The 18,004-nt window shown below is 59.6% G+C and carries 18 protein-coding genes and 1 tRNA gene; 9 read left to right on the top strand and 10 right to left on the bottom strand.

Annotated elements, in window-relative coordinates; genetic code table 11:
- Positions 1 to 68 precede the first annotated feature (68 nt).
- Positions 69 to 2,066 carry an acetate--CoA ligase gene (gene acs, locus AC56K1_RS15020; protein WP_497158603.1) on the bottom strand — a complete coding sequence of 666 codons (1,998 nt, stop codon included), beginning with the start codon at positions 2,064 to 2,066 and terminating at the stop codon, positions 69 to 71.
- A 203-nt stretch (positions 2,067 to 2,269) separates the two neighbouring features.
- Here acs and AC56K1_RS15015 point away from each other — a divergent pair, with 203 nt between their 5' ends.
- The 6 genes from AC56K1_RS15015 (at position 2,270) to AC56K1_RS14990 (ending at position 6,592) form a co-directional block, all read left to right on the top strand.
- A complete protein-coding gene (locus tag AC56K1_RS15015; protein ID WP_497158602.1) occupies positions 2,270 to 2,878 on the top strand; it encodes a TIGR00645 family protein in 609 nt (202 codons plus the stop codon).
- Between the two features lie 21 nt (positions 2,879 to 2,899).
- Entirely contained in the window at positions 2,900 to 4,435 is a 1,536-nt protein-coding gene (locus AC56K1_RS15010) for a fumarate hydratase (RefSeq protein WP_497158601.1), read from the top strand.
- A 40-nt stretch (positions 4,436 to 4,475) separates the two neighbouring features.
- Positions 4,476 to 5,345 carry a glutamate racemase gene (gene murI, locus AC56K1_RS15005; RefSeq protein ID WP_497158600.1) on the top strand — a complete coding sequence of 290 codons (870 nt, stop codon included), beginning with the start codon at positions 4,476 to 4,478 and terminating at the stop codon, positions 5,343 to 5,345.
- Positions 5,346 to 5,418: 73 nt separating this feature from the next.
- Positions 5,419 to 5,494, top strand: a tRNA-His gene (locus tag AC56K1_RS15000).
- A gap of 279 nt (positions 5,495 to 5,773) precedes the next feature.
- Entirely contained in the window at positions 5,774 to 6,049 is a 276-nt protein-coding gene (locus AC56K1_RS14995) for a hypothetical protein (protein ID WP_497158599.1), read from the top strand.
- A 102-nt stretch (positions 6,050 to 6,151) separates the two neighbouring features.
- Positions 6,152 to 6,592 (top strand): hypothetical protein, encoded by a 441-nt coding sequence (locus tag AC56K1_RS14990; RefSeq protein WP_497158598.1) that lies wholly within the window; start codon positions 6,152 to 6,154, stop codon positions 6,590 to 6,592.
- Between the two features lie 293 nt (positions 6,593 to 6,885).
- Here AC56K1_RS14990 and AC56K1_RS14985 read toward each other — a convergent pair whose 3' ends face one another.
- The 7 genes from AC56K1_RS14985 to AC56K1_RS14955 all read right to left on the bottom strand — a co-directional run bounded on the left by AC56K1_RS14985 (position 6,886) and on the right by AC56K1_RS14955 (position 12,900).
- Positions 6,886 to 7,320 (bottom strand): hypothetical protein, encoded by a 435-nt coding sequence (locus AC56K1_RS14985; protein ID WP_497158597.1) that lies wholly within the window; start codon positions 7,318 to 7,320, stop codon positions 6,886 to 6,888.
- Positions 7,321 to 7,606: 286 nt separating this feature from the next.
- A complete protein-coding gene (locus tag AC56K1_RS14980) occupies positions 7,607 to 9,580 on the bottom strand; it encodes an AAA family ATPase (protein ID WP_497158596.1) in 1,974 nt (657 codons plus the stop codon).
- Positions 9,581 to 9,644: 64 nt separating this feature from the next.
- Positions 9,645 to 10,013, bottom strand: coding sequence for a hypothetical protein (locus tag AC56K1_RS14975; RefSeq protein WP_497158595.1), 369 nt, complete (start codon positions 10,011 to 10,013; stop codon positions 9,645 to 9,647).
- Positions 10,013 to 10,201, bottom strand: coding sequence for a helix-turn-helix domain-containing protein (locus AC56K1_RS14970; protein WP_497158594.1), 189 nt, complete (start codon positions 10,199 to 10,201; stop codon positions 10,013 to 10,015). The genes AC56K1_RS14975 and AC56K1_RS14970 overlap by 1 nt, the downstream gene beginning before the upstream one ends.
- A gap of 114 nt (positions 10,202 to 10,315) precedes the next feature.
- Complete coding sequence (locus AC56K1_RS14965; RefSeq protein WP_497158593.1) at positions 10,316 to 10,990, bottom strand: hypothetical protein; 675 nt, start codon at positions 10,988 to 10,990, stop codon at positions 10,316 to 10,318.
- A 93-nt stretch (positions 10,991 to 11,083) separates the two neighbouring features.
- On the bottom strand, positions 11,084 to 11,416 hold the full coding sequence (locus tag AC56K1_RS14960; RefSeq protein ID WP_497158592.1) for a hypothetical protein: 333 nt from the start codon (positions 11,414 to 11,416) through the stop codon (positions 11,084 to 11,086).
- A 38-nt stretch (positions 11,417 to 11,454) separates the two neighbouring features.
- Positions 11,455 to 12,900: a tyrosine-type recombinase/integrase gene (locus tag AC56K1_RS14955; protein WP_497158591.1), complete on the bottom strand. Its 1,446-nt coding sequence runs from the start codon at positions 12,898 to 12,900 to the stop codon at positions 11,455 to 11,457.
- A 391-nt stretch (positions 12,901 to 13,291) separates the two neighbouring features.
- Here AC56K1_RS14955 and AC56K1_RS14950 point away from each other — a divergent pair, with 391 nt between their 5' ends.
- The gene (locus AC56K1_RS14950; RefSeq protein ID WP_497158590.1) at positions 13,292 to 13,810 is read left to right on the top strand and encodes a hypothetical protein; all 519 of its coding nucleotides are present in this window, start codon (positions 13,292 to 13,294) and stop codon (positions 13,808 to 13,810) included.
- 170 nt (positions 13,811 to 13,980) lie between these two features.
- Here the strand turns inward: AC56K1_RS14950 and AC56K1_RS14945 are convergent, their stop codons facing one another.
- Positions 13,981 to 14,190 (bottom strand): cold-shock protein, encoded by a 210-nt coding sequence (locus AC56K1_RS14945; RefSeq protein WP_171085897.1) that lies wholly within the window; start codon positions 14,188 to 14,190, stop codon positions 13,981 to 13,983.
- Between the two features lie 305 nt (positions 14,191 to 14,495).
- Between AC56K1_RS14945 and AC56K1_RS14940 the strand changes: the two genes are divergently transcribed.
- On the top strand, positions 14,496 to 15,674 hold the full coding sequence (locus AC56K1_RS14940) for an ATP-binding protein (protein WP_497158589.1): 1,179 nt from the start codon (positions 14,496 to 14,498) through the stop codon (positions 15,672 to 15,674).
- Positions 15,675 to 15,749: 75 nt separating this feature from the next.
- Complete coding sequence (locus AC56K1_RS14935; RefSeq protein WP_497158588.1) at positions 15,750 to 17,396, top strand: sensor domain-containing diguanylate cyclase; 1,647 nt, start codon at positions 15,750 to 15,752, stop codon at positions 17,394 to 17,396.
- Between the two features lie 43 nt (positions 17,397 to 17,439).
- On the opposite strand, the gene AC56K1_RS14930 is transcribed toward AC56K1_RS14935, so the two are convergent.
- On the bottom strand, positions 17,440 to 17,967 hold the full coding sequence (locus tag AC56K1_RS14930; protein WP_497158587.1) for a YXWGXW repeat-containing protein: 528 nt from the start codon (positions 17,965 to 17,967) through the stop codon (positions 17,440 to 17,442).
- Positions 17,968 to 18,004 lie beyond the last annotated feature (37 nt).

Below are 18,004 nucleotides of genomic sequence, written 5' to 3'. Positions count from 1 at the left end.
CTACGAAAACTAAGCCCGCCCCCTCTTGCGAGGTGAGCGGGCTCTTCTTTCGAACGGCCTGAACTGCTTTACGCTGACTCTTTCAGCTGATCCAGAATCGCCGGATTCTCCAGCGTCGACACATCCTGCGTAATCGCCTCGCCCTTGGCCAGCACGCGCAGCAGGCGGCGCATGATCTTGCCGGAACGGGTTTTCGGCAGGTTGTCGCCGAAACGGATTTCCTTCGGCTTGGCGATCGGGCCGATTTCCTTGGCGACCCAGGCGCGCAGTTCGGCGGCCAGTTTCTTGGCATCCTCGCCGCTCGGGCGCGCCTGCTTCAGCACGACGAAGGCGCAGATCGATTCGCCCGTGGTTTCGTCGGGCTTGCCCACCACCGCGGCTTCCGCGACCAGCGGATGGCTCACCAGGGCCGATTCTATTTCCATCGTGCCCATGCGGTGGCCCGAGACGTTCAGCACGTCGTCGATGCGGCCCGTGATGGTGAAATAGCCCGTGTCCTTGTTGCGGATGGCGCCGTCGCCGGCCAGGTAGTATTTGCCGCCCAGTTCTTCCGGGAAGTAGCTGGTGCGGAAGCGCTCCGGGTTGTTCCAGATGGTGCGGATCATCGAGGGCCACGGGCGCTTGACCACCAGGATGCCGCCCTGCCCGTTCGGCACGTCGGCGCCGGATTCGTCCACGATTGCGGCCATGATGCCCGGCAGCGGCAGGGTGCACGAGCCCGGCACCAGGGGGGTCGCACCCGGCAGCGGGGTGATCATGTGGCCGCCGGTTTCGGTCTGCCAGAAGGTGTCGACGATCGGGCAGCGCTCTTCGCCGACGTTCTTGTAGTACCACATCCAGGCTTCCGGATTGATCGGCTCCCCTACTGAACCCAGCAGGCGCAGGCTCGAGCGGTCGAAGTTCTTCGGGTGCACTTTTTCGTCCAGGTCCGAGGCCTTGATCAGCGAACGGATCGCGGTGGGCGCCGTGTAGAAGATCGAGACCTTGTGCTTGGCGATGGTTTCCCAGAAGCGGCCGGCGTGGGGATAGGTCGGCACGCCTTCGAACACGATTTGCGTGGCGCCGACCGCCAACGGGCCGTAGGCGATATAGGTATGGCCGGTGACCCAGCCGATGTCGGCCGTGCACCAGAACACGTCGTCGGGCTTGATGTCGAAGGTCCACTTCATGGTGAGGGCGGCCCACAGCAGGAAGCCGCCGGTGGCGTGCTGGACGCCCTTCGGCGTGCCGGTGGAGCCAGACGTGTAGAGGATGAACAGCGGGTGCTCGGCATCGACCCATTCCGGCTCGGATTGCGCGCTCTGGTTGTCGACCAGCTCGTGCAGCCAGATATCGCGGCCTTCCTGGAAGGCGATGTTGCCGCCGGTGCGCTTGTAGACGATGACGTCGCGGATGGTGGTGATGCCGCCCAGCGCCAGCGCCTCGTCGACGATGGCTTTCAGTGGCAGCGACTTACCGCCGCGCATTTGCTCGTCGGCCGTGATGACAGCCACGGCGCCGGCGTCGATGATGCGTTCCTGCAGCGACTTGGCCGAGAAGCCGCCGAACACGACCGAGTGGGTGGCGCCGATGCGGGCGCAGGCCTGCATGGCGGCCACGCCTTCGAGCGACATCGACATGTAGATGATGACGCGGTCGCCCTTCTTGATACCGCGGCTCTTCAGGCCGTTGGCGAATTTGCAGACGCGCTCGTGCAGCCCGCGGTAGCTGGCGCGGGTGACGGTGCCGTCGTCCGCCTCGAAGATGATGGCGGTCTTGTCGGCGTTGCCGTTGGTAAGGTTGCGGTCGAGGCAGTTGTACGAGGCATTGAGCTGGCCGTCGCCGAACCATTCATAGAACGGGGCCTTCGATTCGTCGAGCGTCTTGGTAAACGGTTTCTGCCAGTCGATGTTCTCGCGCGCCAGGCGCGCCCAGAAGCCTTCGTAGTCGCTGGCGGCTTCAAGGCAGAGCTTTTCGTAGGCTTGCATGCCGGAGATCGCGGCCTTGGCAGCGAACTCGCCAGGGGGCTGGAATACCCGGTTCTCCTGCAGGGTGAATTCTTCGTGAGTGGTCTCGTTCTCGGCCATTCTAGTCTCCGTAGTAGTTGGTTTTACAGGACACCTTAGGTGGGCTCGCTTACTGTGCCCTTACATAGGCAGCAGTGGCGCCTTCTTCCGGAATGCCATTCTACCAATGCCGCGGGAAAGCGGGCCATGGAACCGGCAGGCGCGCGCCGGCGGGTGTAAAATGCTCGGCTGTATTTGTCCGCATTCCAGGAGTCGATACCCCGATGGTCCAGCAATTTCCCGATACCCCACCGAAAAAACTCGCCCCGCTGCCGGGACTGATTTTTGCAAGCCGCTGGCTGCAGCTGCCGCTCTACCTTGGCCTGATCCTGGCGCAGTGCGTTTACGTCTTCCACTTCTGGGTCGAGCTGAAAGACCTGATCGGCGCCGCGATGGGCAACACCGCCTCGCTGGCCCACATCCTGGACGCCGTCACCGTCCCCGGCGCCGTGCGCCCGACCAAGCTGACCGAAACCACCATCATGCTGGTCGTGCTCGGCCTGATCGACGTGGTCATGATCTCGAACCTCTTGATCATGGTGATTGTCGGCGGCTATGAAACCTTTGTCTCGCGCATGCACCTCGAAGGTCATCCGGACCAGCCGGAATGGTTGTCGCACGTGAACGCTTCCGTGCTCAAGACCAAGCTGGCGATGGCGATCATCGGCATTTCGTCGATCCACTTGCTCAAGACCTTTATCAATGCGGCAAACTACGAGGTTGAAACCTTGCTGTTCCAGACCGTGATTCATTGCGCCTTCCTGCTGTCGGCCCTGGCGATTGCCTATACCGACCGCATCGTCATGACCACGCACCAGTCGAAGCAACATTAATTTCTATTTACGAGAACTTCCATGGCAACCGTAATCACCCAAAGCGACCTCATCGAATCGGTCGCGGCAGCCCTCCAGTACATCAGCTACTACCATCCGGCCGACTATATCCAGCATCTGGCGCGCGCGTATGAGACGGAGCAAAGTCCGGCGGCGAAGGATGCCATTGCCCAGATCCTGACGAACTCGCGCATGTGCGCGGAAGGCAAGCGCCCGATCTGCCAGGACACCGGCATCGTCAACGTGTTCCTGAAGATCGGCATGGGCGTGCGCTTCGAAGGCTTCACCGGCACCGTCACCGACGCCGTCAACGAAGGCGTGCGCCGTGCCTATGCCTTCGAGGACAACAAGCTGCGCGCCTCGATCGTGGCCGACCCGCACTTCGAGCGCAAGAACACCAAGGACAACACGCCGGCCGTGGTCCATATGGAACTGGTCGAAGGCGAGACCGTCGACGTGAAAGTCGCGGCCAAGGGCGGCGGCTCGGAGAACAAGACCAAGTTCGTGATGCTCAACCCGTCCGACTCGCTGGTGGACTGGGTCATGAAGACCGTCCCGCTGATGGGCGCCGGCTGGTGCCCGCCGGGCATGCTGGGCATCGGCATCGGCGGCACCGCCGAAAAGGCGATGCTGATGGCGAAAGAGTCGCTGATGGAAGATATCGACATGTACGAGCTCAAGTTGCGCGGCCCGCAGAACAAGCTTGAGGAACTGCGTATCGAGCTGTGCGACAAGATCAATGCGCTGGGCATCGGCGCGCAGGGCCTGGGCGGCCTGACCACCGTGCTCGACGTGAAGATCAACATGTATCCGACCCACGCGGCTTCCAAGCCGGTGGCGATGATCCCGAATTGCGCGGCGACCCGCCACGCCCACTTCGTGCTGGATGGCTCCGGTCCGTCGTACATCGAACCGCCGGCGCTGTCGACCTGGCCTGACGTGCAGTGGACCCCGGACACGCAGAAGTCCAGGCGCGTCGACCTGAACACGCTGACGAAAGACGAAGTCGCTTCGTGGACGCCGGGCCAGACCCTGCTCCTGAACGGCAAAATGCTGACCGGCCGCGATGCCGCGCACAAGCGCATCCAGGACATGCTGGCCAAGGGCGAGCCGCTGCCGGTGGACTTCACCAACCGCGTGATTTATTACGTCGGCCCGGTCGACCCGGTGGGCAGCGAAGTCGTCGGTCCGGCTGGCCCGACCACCGCGACCCGCATGGACAAGTTCACCGACATGATGCTGGAAAAGACCGGTCTGATCTCGATGATCGGCAAGGCCGAGCGCGGCCCGATGGCGATCGAGTCGATCCAGCGTCACAAGTCGGCCTACCTGATGGCGGTCGGCGGCTCGGCCTACCTGGTGTCGAAAGCGATCAAGTCGGCCAGGGTGGTGGGCTTCGAAGACCTGGGCATGGAAGCGATCTACGAGTTCGACGTGACCGACATGCCGGTCACGGTCGCGGTGGATTCGACCGGTACGTCGGTGCACGACACCGGCCCGAAGGAATGGTCGGCCAAGATCGAATCGCTCAAGGGCATTCCGGTCAACGCGGTGTGATGGACCCGCGGGTTCGATCCGTCCTGCCCGCGTCCTGGCCATGACCATCCCTTCCCTTTCCCTTGACGCCCCGGTCGGCATTTTCGACTCGGGCGTCGGCGGCCTCTCGGTGCTGCGCCATATCCAGGCGCAGTTGCCGCACGAACATCTCCTGTATTTTGCAGACACTTCCTTTGCGCCCTATGGCGACAAGCCCGAGCAGGTCGTCATCGAGCGCGTGCTGGGTGTCGCCGGCTACCTGGTGGCGCACGGCGTCAAGGCGCTGGTCGTGGCCTGCAACACCGCCACCGTCGCCGCGGTGCGGGTCTTGCGCGGGCAATATCCGGACATGCCGATCGTCGGCGTCGAGCCGGGACTGAAGCCTGGCGCGGCGGCCACCCGCAACGGCACGGTGGGCGTGCTCGCCACCGAACGGACCCTGACCGGCGAAAAATTCCTGCTGCTGCGTGATCAGATCCATGAAGCGACTAGCGCGCGCTTCCTCTTGCAGGCCTGCGTCGGCCTTGCCGACCAGATCGAATTCGGCGAGCGCGACTCGACGGCGCTCGAGGCCATGCTGGAGCGCTTCATTGCCCCGCTGCTGCTCGAAGGCGCCGACACCCTGGTGCTCGGCTGCACGCACTACCCGCTGGTGCAGGCTTCGATCGAGGCCGTGATCCGCCGGCATACCGACGCCGAGGTGGCGCTGATCGACACCGGCGACGCTGTGGCGCGCCAGCTCGCGCGCCTGCTGGCCACGGCCGGGCTGCTGCGCGCGGCCGGCGGCCAGAGCGCGCGCCTGGATGGCTTTACCAGTGCCAGCGCCGCGGCGCTCACTGCAGCCTTCACCACCTTGCTCGGGCAGGATCCGCCGGTGCACGAGGTCGAGGGCGGCGTTTTGTGCCCCGGCTCAGGCGCACCGCACATTTAGATTTGCCAGTTCGCGAAGTTGTTTGTATAATCTTGTTCTGTCGCGGAAACAGCGCGATGGATGCAAGTCAGTGGTGGCTGTAGCTCAGTTGGTAGAGTCCAGGATTGTGATTCCTGTTGTCGTGGGTTCGAGCCCCATCAGCCACCCCAAGAATTCGTAGGAAAATCAAAAGGTTACACGCTTCGGCTTGTAGCCTTTTTGTTTTTTCGGCTTTGCCCATCTGTCCATGTAACCGCTGTGTAACCCGACTTGCGGAATACATGCGCGTTTCTTCACGCGTCGTCACATGTTATGGCTCAATTAGCAATGATGAGCATGATTAAGTCACATGGCTGAGTTGACAATAGGTTTATTTTTAACAACTTTCTCATGTATAGTTGGCGCTCTATTGGGCGCAACGGCACGCCACGATGCCGGTTGGAGAAAAAATGAAAATAGGATTGTTATTGACGCTGGCGGCACTCACCGGGTGCGCAGCAAACTCAGGTGTCATTCCTATTGGGAAAGATACGTTTACGGTATCTCGTCAAGCCGCAACCGGCTTTTCGGGCTCTGGAACACTGAAAGCCGAAGCAATAGGCGAGGCTAACCAGTTCTGTGGCGCACAGAAGAAGACAATGGAAGTAGTCAGTACTGAGGAAGCAAAACCCCCATTCATCCTCGGCAATTATCCGAAGGCAGAAGTTCAATTTAAGTGCGTCTAAAATTTTTGAACTGAAAATTTTGTCACTTCCGCTTCCAAAATGAACCTTACGAATAAGTTATGCGCACTTGTGGCTCATCAGCGCAAGTGTGTGCTTGAAGGAATGCACATCAAGCTAAGGGAAATACGAACAACTGCTGTTCAGTACAACGTGTATGGTGGAAGTCAACAGGCCAAGGAAGTGCGAAGGATTTGTTCCGCCACTCTTGATGAGGCGGCCGAAGCTGTACTGCAATCAATGACGCAGATTTTACAGGGGGAGCGCGGAAGACTTGATGAGTCAGTGGTCGGAAAAGCAAAGGACGCTTTTGGGTCCGCATTTTCGCTATTTCACGGCGACATTGATGAAGCATCGCGGGAAAACTGCGGCCGCTACTACGTTTCTGTTGACCTGCAACCACTCCTCGATACATATGGGGCGAAAATCGAACTTAGCGTGGCTGAGCTATTACGGAATCAGAAATCCGAGAAATTGCAAGCCGTTATTACCACTGTTAAGTTGGTAGTTGCCTTGCCCATGAGAGTACTAAAATGGCTTAGGTAGTTACATCCCGGCGCGCGGGCGTACGTTATTTAACGTCGCCCAAACCTGTGGCAGCCGACTGGGTGGCTTAGCCGATAGGAACGTTTACGGCGGCTGGCGCGTCGGCGTTTGCGACTGACGGAATGGCTTAATATTTTTCATCAGAAGTTATAGCCATCTATTTTCCATTTCGGGATAGTTCTTTGTTGTAAGCCGGTGCATGCAGTATTGCATTTAACCATCGGGGATATTAACGGGCGGCCAGACCTTTGCTTGCGCGGTTGACTCCGACACCGAAGCCAGCGTTGCTGAGGTCAAGTGAAAAACTCGGCGGCAGGGTCGATGGGGTCCCAAGGCCTTGCGCCAGTATGCGCAGCTTTCAGGCTGGCGCTTTCTGGCCTAGTCCGTGACGACTGGCACAATCGCAGCTTCACAGCCAGACTTGCCATGAGCGCGGCTTCATCGCGGCTAATTCGCAGCCCCGGATTCGCTTGACCGTCTCGAATTATCCCTTCCTTCAAAATAGCGGCATCAATTTGATTCTTGCGGTCGCTTGCGGTGCAATAGGCTTGCAATAGCGGCAGGTCGCCGGGCTGAAAAAAATCGGGGGGCATGCTGAGTGTAATATCGTCCCAAAGGTCAGCAGCGGCTTGACTGATGCCCGCAGGCGGCACCGGAGGCTTGCGTGTCGATGCGAGTGTTACCCTATGCAGGGCGGAATATTTACGGGCTTTGGTTGCTCCGGTCATTGTTACCTCATGCTTAAAAACTACAGGATTATGAAAAGGCATAGGGGAGGCGCGGTTTCCCTTTATGGCATCGCCCGACTTCTGACCCGCCCTCCCCCCTAATACGGCACAGTTGAAAAAAATTCTCCCGGTTTTTCCCACCTGTTCCCGTTTTGGGTTTTAGTGGGGAATGCCGCTTTCCCGTTTTTTCCCACCAACCCTATAGGGGGTGGAAAACAGCGGGGGAAAATTACGGGAAGATTTATGACGTTGGTTCTTGAAGCCTTTTTCATGGGATAGGGCTTGATTAAATGCGCCACAGCCAATCCCCTTTCACCCCGTAAACCTGCTTTGCCACCAGCGCGGTTAAGGCTTGCTGGGCGCGTTCGGTGCGGCGCTTGGCCTCGCACGTCAGGCGCTCGGCAACTAGGCCCACAGCTTCATCCAGTCGAATGCAGGGGTGCCCCATTGGTGCGCCGTCCTTGTTGAAGTCGGTAGACTTGCGCAGCGGTTCGCCCAGGACATCGAGCGCAATTTTTTGATTGCCCCCGCTCGGTAGCTTTGCCCGCTTCACCGCGTCAATCGATTCATCATGCACGGCCACGCACGAAGTGATTTCTTCGCCTTCCTCGTCATGCCCCACGGTCACCACGTCGAGCTTGAACGCATGAACGGTTCCGGTTTCGTCGTCCTTGGACTTCGCCACGCTCCATTCCCGGCGGCTGTCAGTCTTGTTGACTTCGATAGCGCCATCGAGTGCGGCATACAGGCTGCTATGCCCCCGTAATCCCTTCGTGGCATCCTTGCCCGTATGGTGGACCAGCAGCACCAGCCCGCCGGTGAGGTTCTGCAATCGCTTAGCGGCTGCAATGATGTTGCCCATATCCACAGATGAGTTTTCATCGGCACCAGGCGCGGCACGATTCAAGGTGTCGAGAATGACTAGGCCACCGGCACCGCCAGCCACTTGCACGGCTTTGGCAAGGTCGGCCACGTCACTAGCATTCAGCAAGTCCACCGGCTGTGCAATGAACCGCAGGCAGGCTGGCACTGGTTTTCTATTGTGAAGGCTCCAGGCGTTTACCCGCTTGCCCATCCCTGCTTCGCCTTCAAGCGCGCAGTACGTCACCGGGCATTGCGTCACGCGGCGGCCAAACCAATCATATGCGCCACCGGCGACGGCTGCGGCCACGTCCAGCACCAAAAACGATTTGCCGGAACCACTCGGCCCGTACAGCGCCGCTAGCCCATCAAGCGGCAGCACACCACGCACCACCCAACGCATCGGCGGCGCAGCGCATAGGTCGGCACCGGATAGCAATTTAAAGCGCATAGGCGGCGATTGAGTGCGGTTCAGCAGGTCCCCCAGCGCATCGGCTCCGAAATCCAACGCGTAATCGTTCGCGTCGTAGTTGGCGGGCTTGTCGGTCGGCAGCTCGCACCACTCGCAATTCGCGGCTGCGGCGATTGCTTCGGCCTGACGTTCCTTGGCCCGGTCGGGTACCAGCACCAGCCGGGCGGCGGCATCCTTGGCGCGAATTGCGGCAGCCACCGTCGCCATGCGGCCAGCACCGAAGCACACCACGGCGGCGGCTCCGGTAGCGGCGTGGCAGGCCCACGCTTGCCCGATACCTTCCACGATGAACACGCGGCCACCGGCGACAATCTCGCCCACGGTGAAATAGCCATCATGGAACGATGCGCCCGGCATGTTCAGCTTTGACCCTTCGCCCGGCACGAACTGGACCGTTTGAAGTTTGCCATCGGACCAGCACGGCACCACCAAATAACCGGCGACGTTCTTGCCCTGAATTACCAGCGGCGGCGCATCGTGCGGATAGATGCGCAGGCCATCCGGTACACCTCCTTTGCGTGCAAGGTACGGATGCACCAGCGGCGCACGGTCGCACTGTTGCCAGACGTTCGCAGCCTTCACACTCTCGGCTTGCATAGCGGGTGCTGGTGCTGCTTTGCTCGGCTTCGGGATAGTCGGGCCTGCGTCCCGTCCCGTGCGCTTGGCGGGGTCTTGCCAGCCTTGCGCAAAGGCCATTCCGAACAGAGAGGCAGACGTTATACGGCCAGTCTCGCCAAATGACTTCCAGACCGTGCGGCAGTCGCCTTCCCCGGCGTAATTTCCAGCCGATGCGCTCCAAGTATTGAAGTCCTCAAACTCCAGCCCGGCAGCTTTTGCGGCCATGCCAACCTTAACCCATTCGTCACGTGGGCAACCTGCATCAAGGTGGATAAGGGCGGATGCTGCGCGGTCCAGTTCGGTCATCATGCGCGCCCCCGGGCCAGCAGTGCGAACCTAAGTGGCACCATTTCCGTGAACGTATAGAACGACATTATTTAGCCCCCCTTTCGCGCTTGCGCAGCCACACATTAACGGCGCGTCGCCCAGCTTCGGAAAGGGAGTACACGCCACGGCGGATTACGGTGCCGTCGCGGTCGCGGTCGGGAACCATCGTGCAAGGCAATCCTTCCTTGCCGAGTCCCATGTGGCGCAGTTCGGCAATCAGTGCGGGGCCATTGCTGCAACCTGCTACGCGGTCCAATTGTTCACGCGGTATTGGACGCACCTGCAAGGCACGAATGGCCCGAAGATAACGCGGGTTTTCAGTCCCACTAAAATTGATGCGGCCTGTAAAATTAGGGGAAACCTCGGCAGTATCGAAAAGGTCCGGCTTGGCTTGCAGGCGGTCGGACTTTTTCATTATTGCCCCCCGTTCAGCAGGGTTTGCAGGTCCGACACGCGCCATGCCAAACGCCCATTGATACGCACCGGGCGAATTGGGCCATTTTCCAAACATGCCCACTTGCGCAGGGTTTGAGGTTTGCGATTGATTGACGCGGCGGCTTCACTAGTCGGAAGCACTTCCGGTAGCTGTTGAATGATTTGCATCGTCATTTCCTTTCGTTGGTTGATGACGATACGAATCATTAAGCATAAAAAAACCCGCAAAATCTCGCGGGTTTAGTGTCGGACTAGTAGGCCTAGTGTCGGTCTACTCTCGGTCTATTTTCGGCTTTCGTTCCACGACTGCAGCGTCTTCTGGCACGCTTCCAAAGTGTAAACTTTGTCTACATAGCTCCCGGTAAGCCAAACCACTCCGCGTTTTTCCTTGTTCGATTCTTTCAGCACGTCTGGCTTGGCACCCGAGTCAGCCCACTGCTGTAGATGGGCCATAACTTCTCTGTCACTAGCCGCCCGCTTCGACCGACACTCAATCTCCCACGCGGCCTGCACCGCAAGCTGACCGACCGCGATTCGCGGCAACTTGCCCGGAATATCAATTCCTGAATTAATCGGGGCGGTTGCACGCAAGCTATCGCCGTTAGTAACCGTAGCCACGCTCTCGATGTCTTCCCGCTTAAACCTCAATTCCGACAACGGGACGCACATGCCGGGTTCAATTTTAAAAATGGTGCCATCATGCGCCCTCGTTATATTTACAAGTGCATCAGTCCCGTCGGCTTCTAAACGCTGGGTGTCCGATGCAAAAACCATCGGGGCCAAATAACCCTCGACTTTGTTACCAAAAATGGCCGGATAGCCGGGTTTGTAGTCGAGCCAAAACCAAGGCGTCAACCCACATTCAAGCAAACGAGCCAAAATCCATTTCTGCCCCGTCCGGGCTTGAAGCCAATCGCACGCTTGTTCGATGGTCGCGCATTTCGGCAAGTAGTCCATGGTACCCCTTCAAAGTACAGGCTTCAATAATTCGGGCACCAGACAGGCAGGCGAAGGTTTCCCGCCTTTCTCCCCGTCGGGATAGCCTGGCGCTCAAAACCAGTTAAGTGACTTAATCGCCAACCTGACTTCTGGCCTCATAACCCATTTTTCAATTTTTCCATGCCGTTCGATGAATCCAATCCACATCATTTTATCTTTCGGGCCTTCCCCGTCGAAATATCGAGTGAGGTTTGCGCCGATTCTGCTACAAGAATAAATTGTCTCGCCACGAACTCGCCCGCCTGCATCCCTCGAAACGACAATGCCGCTCTTGCTCGCATATAGACTGCCTAAGTCAGATTTCTGGTTCGCATTCGGCTCCGATGATTCGATTGCAATTGCAAGTCGGGCTGTATCAGCTAAAAGTGATATAAAATCATTCATTTCTGCCTCGCTCGATGCGTTGAATTTGACTGATGTCGTCAGACGACGATTACGGCTTGCAAGCTCGGTCCGATTGATACAAAGTCGATACCTGCCTGTTCAAGAATCCACGCTTCAATCTTTGCGTGCCACATACGCAGAAGGTCAATCGGGCGGTTCCGGTAATGCTTTTCGGCGATGGCGCTCGGTTTGTGCCCCATAATCTGCGCAACCACACCGGCGGGAGTTTCCGTCCATTCCGCGAGCGTGCCAAACGACCGGCGTAAGCCATGCAACGAAATATCCGGCAGCACGGCTGCTTTCAGCGCCCGCTTATGGCCCGGCGTCGGGTCCACCAACTGACCATTCGCCGATGAAACGCTCGAAAACACCCATACGGGCGGCTTCCATTGCTCGTCGCGCTCTGCCAATTTGCGAAGCCTTCGCACAGTCGGCGGCGTTTCGTTTTGCACTTTCAGTGCCCGCAGAAGTTGGGCCACATAAGGCGTCAGCGGTATGGTTCGTTCACCTTCTATCTTGTCACGGATTGTCATTTTCAACCACTGAAAATCAACGTCATTCCATTGCAACGCGGCTAGTTCGCGACGACGTGCGCCGGTCAATAGTAAGGCTTGCAGGTAGGCCGATTGCACTGAATTGCCCATTTCGCGGACGGCTTTAAACCACATCGGAAGTTGTTCGCGTTGCAGGCTGTCTTCCTGCTTCGCGTTATTGCGCGGCAGTTCATCGCGTACCTGTTGCGCCTTACAGGCTCCCGATGGCACCAGGCCCGCAAATTCAGAATGGGACTCGCACCAGTTGACGAACACGGAGAGCAGACGGAATGCAAGCGCGGCCTGCGTCGGTCGCTTTTCCGCTTCGGTGGCAAGCCATTCACCGAGGCGCTTGCCGGTAAGGTCGGACAATTTCACATCGAGCAGGGATGCAAGCGGCCCCGGCTGGGTTGTCCCCTTCCCGCGCTTCTTCGCCTCCCCGCCACGGCGAACCACGTTCTCATGGTCCCGTAGATGCCATTGGCCCCACTTCTTACGGCCAGCATTGCGACGGTCTTCGATATAGACCGGCCACGCCATGCCCAGCGTTACAGTCTCTCGCTTCAACTGGATTACACGGGCGGCAGCCACGGCAGCTTTCCCATCGCGGACCGCTTGTTCGGCGGCCAGCGTGTCCGCTTTTACCTTGCGCGGGTCTTTGCCTTCATCCACGATGGTTTTGAGGCGGCGGGCTTCCGAGCGGGCGCTTTTTTGGTCGAGGCGGGCATTTTTTGGAAGGTCAAGCTGCCATGTCGCCGGGTCGCCGATGGTCATCCTCAGCGCTTTGCCGTTTAGTTTAGCTTGGAAAATATATGCCTTGGCACCACTTGCGGTCGCCCGCAGCCCCAAACCCGGCGAAGCCGTATCCCAAAGGAAAGACTGGCTCTTGCCCGCACCGCATTGAAAATTTTCAATCCGGCCCGCCGTAAACTTCACTTTTGCCGTTGTCATTGACGACTCCCGAGAAACCCATGTAACCGCCATGTAACCCGGTTTCGAGTATATCAATCAATTTTTGTCAACGCAACAACACAACGCAAAGGGTGTAACCAACTGTTTTTTAAGAGATTGTGCGGACTATGAAATTTTAATCAACGTCAAAAAACGGCAATTAATCAGGATTGTGATTCCTGTTGTCGTGGGTTCGAGCCCCATCAGCCACCCCAAGAATTCGGCAGTAAAACAAAGGCTTACTCAGCGATATGCGAGTAAGCCTTTTGTTTTGCACAAACGGTTTTCGTAGCCGATATGCAAATTGCGAACTGGAAAGCTTCCGAGACATGCGGTACAGTCGTGTTCGCAACGAACGGGCAGCTCCCGTCCACGTTTTCCACGCCCGCCCATGAACCTCAACGCCCGGTTCTTCCCCCGGCTCGTCCTCGTTTTCCTGATCACCAATCTCATCCACGAATCGGCCCACTGGCTGATGGGTGCGGCCTTTGGCTTTGACATGCAGTTCGGGCTCAATACGGTGCGCTACCTGTCGCCTGCCCTGCCATGGCAGCGCGCGATGGCCGACATTGCCGGCCCCGCCGTGACCATCGTTCAGGGACTGGTCGCTTATGCGATCGTCACCCGCACCGGATCCATGAGTGCCTTCGCCTTCCTGTACGCAGCCGCCTTCATGCGTCTCGTTGCCGGCGTGGTCAGCGTGATGCATCCGAATGACGAAGCGCGCGTCAGCCTGCTCCTGGGATGGGGCAAGTGGACCTTGCCGGTGTTGGTGGCGGCGGGATTGATCACGCTGGCGATCAAGGGCAGCCGGCGTCTCGGCCTGGGCTGGAAGGACCAGCTTGCCTGCTACGCGGTGGCGTCGCTTGCGGTCTCCGCCATTGTCGGGCTGGACCGCTTCGTCCTGTAACCCAAAAAACGTCCGCCAATGCAAAAACCCGCCAGTTGGCGGGTTTTTTATCGCTACGGCCTCGCCCATGCTATCTGCGTGGTGCGCGCCGCTTATTTCGCTCCAGCCTCGCCTACGCTATCTGCGTAGTGCGCGCCGTGATGAGCGAAATGAATAACCAGGCTGGCTGATTAAATTGCGCGGATATTGCCGGCTTTTTCGCCTTTAGGTCCGGTCGAACGCTCGAACGAAACACGCTGGTTTTCGGCCAGGCTCTTGAAGCCTTCCGACTGAATGTCGCCGAAGTGGGCGAACAGATCGCCGCCGCCTGCGTCAGGCGTGATGAAGCCGAAGCCTTTGGAATCGTTGAACCATTTTACGGTGCCGGTTTGAGTAGTCATTTTACATTTCCTTTAGTTTGCATGGGCAAAAACGCCCGAGGCGCACAGACGACCAAGAGAGGGTAACAGGAGGAAATCAAACGGGACCGCCGGACGGCGAACAGGAGAGAAAGACCAACAATAACAACGACTTGATGTAGTGCAGGACAGAAGATACAGGTATTCCCCTCATTCACCTAATCATTTCGGATTTAATTTCGCGCGTCTGCACATTTTTAAATACCGGTCAATGGAAGGAAACGACTGTTATTATGCCGAAACCCGTTCGATGCGACTGTCGCGGAACCGGCCAAGACAAGGTTTACATGACAAAGCACCGACTGGGTGATTTCATTCGCAACAATATGGAATCGATACTCCAGGCATGGGAAGATTTTGCCCGCACGATCGAACCGCCAGCACTGACCATGGACGATACCGAGCTGCGCGACCATGCGCGCCAGATGCTGCTCGCCTTTTCCTCCGACCTGGCCACGCCGCAATCAGACCAGGAACAGATCGCGAAATCGAAAGGCCTGGGCAAGCGCAAGCATGCCGATACGGCGGCCGAAACCCATGCCGAGGCGCGCCTGCTGTCCGGCTATACGGTCGTGCAACTGGTCTCCGAATACCGCGCCCTGCGCTCGAGCGTGCTCACGCTGTGGGCGGCCGATATCCGGGCCGACCAGTCCACCGACATGAAGGATGTCACGCGCTTTAACGAAGCGGTGGACCAGGCGCTGGCCGAGTCGGTGGCACGCTACGAATCCATGGTCAAGCAATCGCAGAACATGTTCCTGGCGATCCTCGGGCATGACCTGCGCAACCCGCTCGGTACCGTCGTCACCGGATCGAGTTTCGTCATGCAGGCCACCGACATTCCGCCGAAGTATGTGCTGGTCGCTACCCGCATGTTCAACAGCGCAAAGCGCATGAGCAAGCTGATCAATGACCTGATCGACTTTACGCGCACCCACCTTGGATCGGGCATCCCGATCCGGGTCAAGCAGGCCAGCCTGGTGGCGGTGTGCGAGGAAGTCGTCAACGAACTGCGTACCTTCCACCCGGAGAAGCAGATCGACATCGAGGCGCCATTCCACCTGGACGCCATTTTCGACGAGGGCCGCATCGCCCAGGTGCTGTCCAACCTGGTCGGCAATGCCATCCAGTATGGCAATCCGGACGTCCCGGCCAGCATCCTGGTGGCGTGCGCTGAAGACGATATCGTCATCACGGTCAACAACCGCGGGGCACCCATCGCGCCGGACAAGCTGTCCAGTATCTTCGATCCCATGGTGCGCCTGGCCACCACCGGCAACGCCGACGGCGACTATATGGAACGCACCAGCCTGGGCATTGGCCTCTTCATCTCGCGCGAAATCATCCAAGCGCATGGCGGCAAGCTCAGCGTCGCTTCGGACGCAAGCAAGGGCACCACCTTCACGGTGACGATGCCTCGCCTTCCGAAGGGATTCCAGGCCAATCCGGGCGACGGGAAGCCATGACCCCGCGTTCCCTGCACACGGTCCCGGATACCCGCGCCAGGAGGCGGCGTACGCTGCTCGACTTTTTCGGGTGTCATGGATATTCTCCAAGCTTCCTGCAACCCGGCGCCGCCAGCGGCCACCCTGATGACCCTTAGTGAGCTTGTCCATACCCCGATTACCCAGCTGAGGGCGAAGAAGCGCCCGGCGGTGCGCTACGCCATTCTGGTGCTGGCCCTGTTCTGTACCTTGCTGGTGGCCGCCCAGGCCTGGAGCGCCTGGAGCGCGCGCCAGAGCCGGCTGACCGAGGCGGCGGCGGCGACCTCGAACATGGCGGGCGCACTGGGGGCGCAGGCCGAAAGCACGGTCAGGATCGTCGACACCGTGCTGTCGGGTGTGGTCGAGCAGGTGGAACGCGAGGGCCTGTCGCCGGCCTCGGCCGAGCGGCTGCGCACCCACCTGCGCAGCATGGTGGCCAGCACCAAGGAATTGCACGGCCTGTTCGTCTACGGTCCCGACGGAAGCTGGCTGGTCACCTCCCTCGACCGCTTAACGACCGGCAACAATGCCGACCGGGAGTATTTCCAGTACCACCGCGACCATAAAGAGCGCGGCCTGCACATCGGCGCACCGATCCGCAGCCGCTCGACCGGGAAATGGGTACTGCCGATATCGCGCCGGCTCGACCAGCCCGATGGCAGTTTCGGCGGGGTTGCGCTGGGAACGATCCAGCTCGACTTCTTTGCCGACCTGTACGACAGTTTCCACGTGGGCAAGGAAGGCGTGATCCTCCTGGCGCTAGACAATGGCGTGGTCATCTACCGCCGCCCCTTCCTCGAAAAACTGATCGGCCAGAACGTCGCCGGCGGCCCGATCTTCCAGACCTATCGCGAACAAGGGCCGGTCGGCAGCGCCATGCTGCGCTCGCGGGTCGATGGCGTGGTGCGCCTGTACAGCTACCGGCATCTCGGCAGCTTGCCGCTGCTGGTCGCGACAGCCCAGGCCAAGGACGAGATCCTGGCAGAATGGCTGCAGTCGACCCTCTTCATGACGGGCGGTACCATCCTGATCGTGCTGCTGCTGGTGGGCGTCGGTGCACGGCTGGTGCACCAGATTATGATCCGCGACCAGCTCGAAGGCGAACTCGTCATTGCCAAGGAGCACCTGCAGGAGCGCAACCAGGAACTGACCGTGCTGGCGACCAGGGATGCGCTGACGGGCATTGCCAACCGCCGGCATTTCGAAGACGTCCTGCTGCTCGAACTTGCCCGTGCAGCGCGCACCGGAGCGGCCGTGTCGCTGGTGCTGGTCGACGTCGATTTCTTCAAGAGATATAACGACCGCTATGGCCACGTGGCCGGCGACGCCTGCCTGCGCCAGCTGGCTGCGACCTTGCGCGAGGGGCTGGCGCGGCCGACCGACCTGGTGGCGCGCTATGGTGGGGAGGAATTTGCCGTGGTGCTGCCGGGAACGGGCGCGGTCGGTGCGCGCTACGTGGCCGAGCGCCTGCGGCTGGCCGTGCTCGAGCTCGGTATTGTCCATCCGGATAATCCGGCCGGCACCGCCACCATCAGCGCGGGGGCCACGACCTTCCATGCGGCGCCCGGCGAAGCGATCGCACCCGACGTATTCGTCAACCGGGCCGACGCCCTGCTCTACCACGCCAAGGAAACTGGGCGCAACCGCGTTTGCAGCGACCTCGACGACGCCGAATCCTCGTTCGCGCCCTCGTTTTCCATATAAAAAAACCGCCTGCGGTGCAGGCGGTTCATTTACTTCTCAACCCTTAATAACGGTTCGGGTTATTCGGGCGGGCATCGTCGCGGTTGCGAATGCCGTCGCCGTCACGGTCGCGGTCGTTGACATTGCGCGGGTCGTTCGGGCGGGCATCGTCGCGGTTGCGGATGCCGTCGCCGTCACGGTCGCGGTCGTTGACATTGCGGATGCCATCGCCGTCACGGTCGCGGCGATCCATGCGATCCATGCGATCGGCGCGGTCGCCACGCTGCCAGCCACCGCGCTCGAAGTACCAGCCGTTACGGTCCTGGCGCCACTCGGGCTGGGCATACACATAACCCCTGCGAGTACGTTCCCAGTGGCCACGTTCCCAGACGTGGCGGCGGCCGTTCCAGGCCCAGTAACCAGGGATCCATTCGTAGCCGCGGCGTGCGGCCGGGATGGCTTCGCGGCGCAGCGCAGGGGGCGCTTTCTGGATCACGATCACTTCGGTGCGACCCTGGGCTACTGCCTCGACCGGGGTGAAGGCGGCAGTACTGATGATGACAGCTGCGGTAGCGGCAAGAATCGTCTTCATGGTGCTTCTCCTTCTTGGTTGTGTTGAACTACTATAG

The organism is Telluria sp. ZB4P37, from assembly GCF_059685855.1.
Note: the sequence above shows the minus strand (reverse complement) of the source record. Positions and strands in the feature narration are given on the sequence as shown.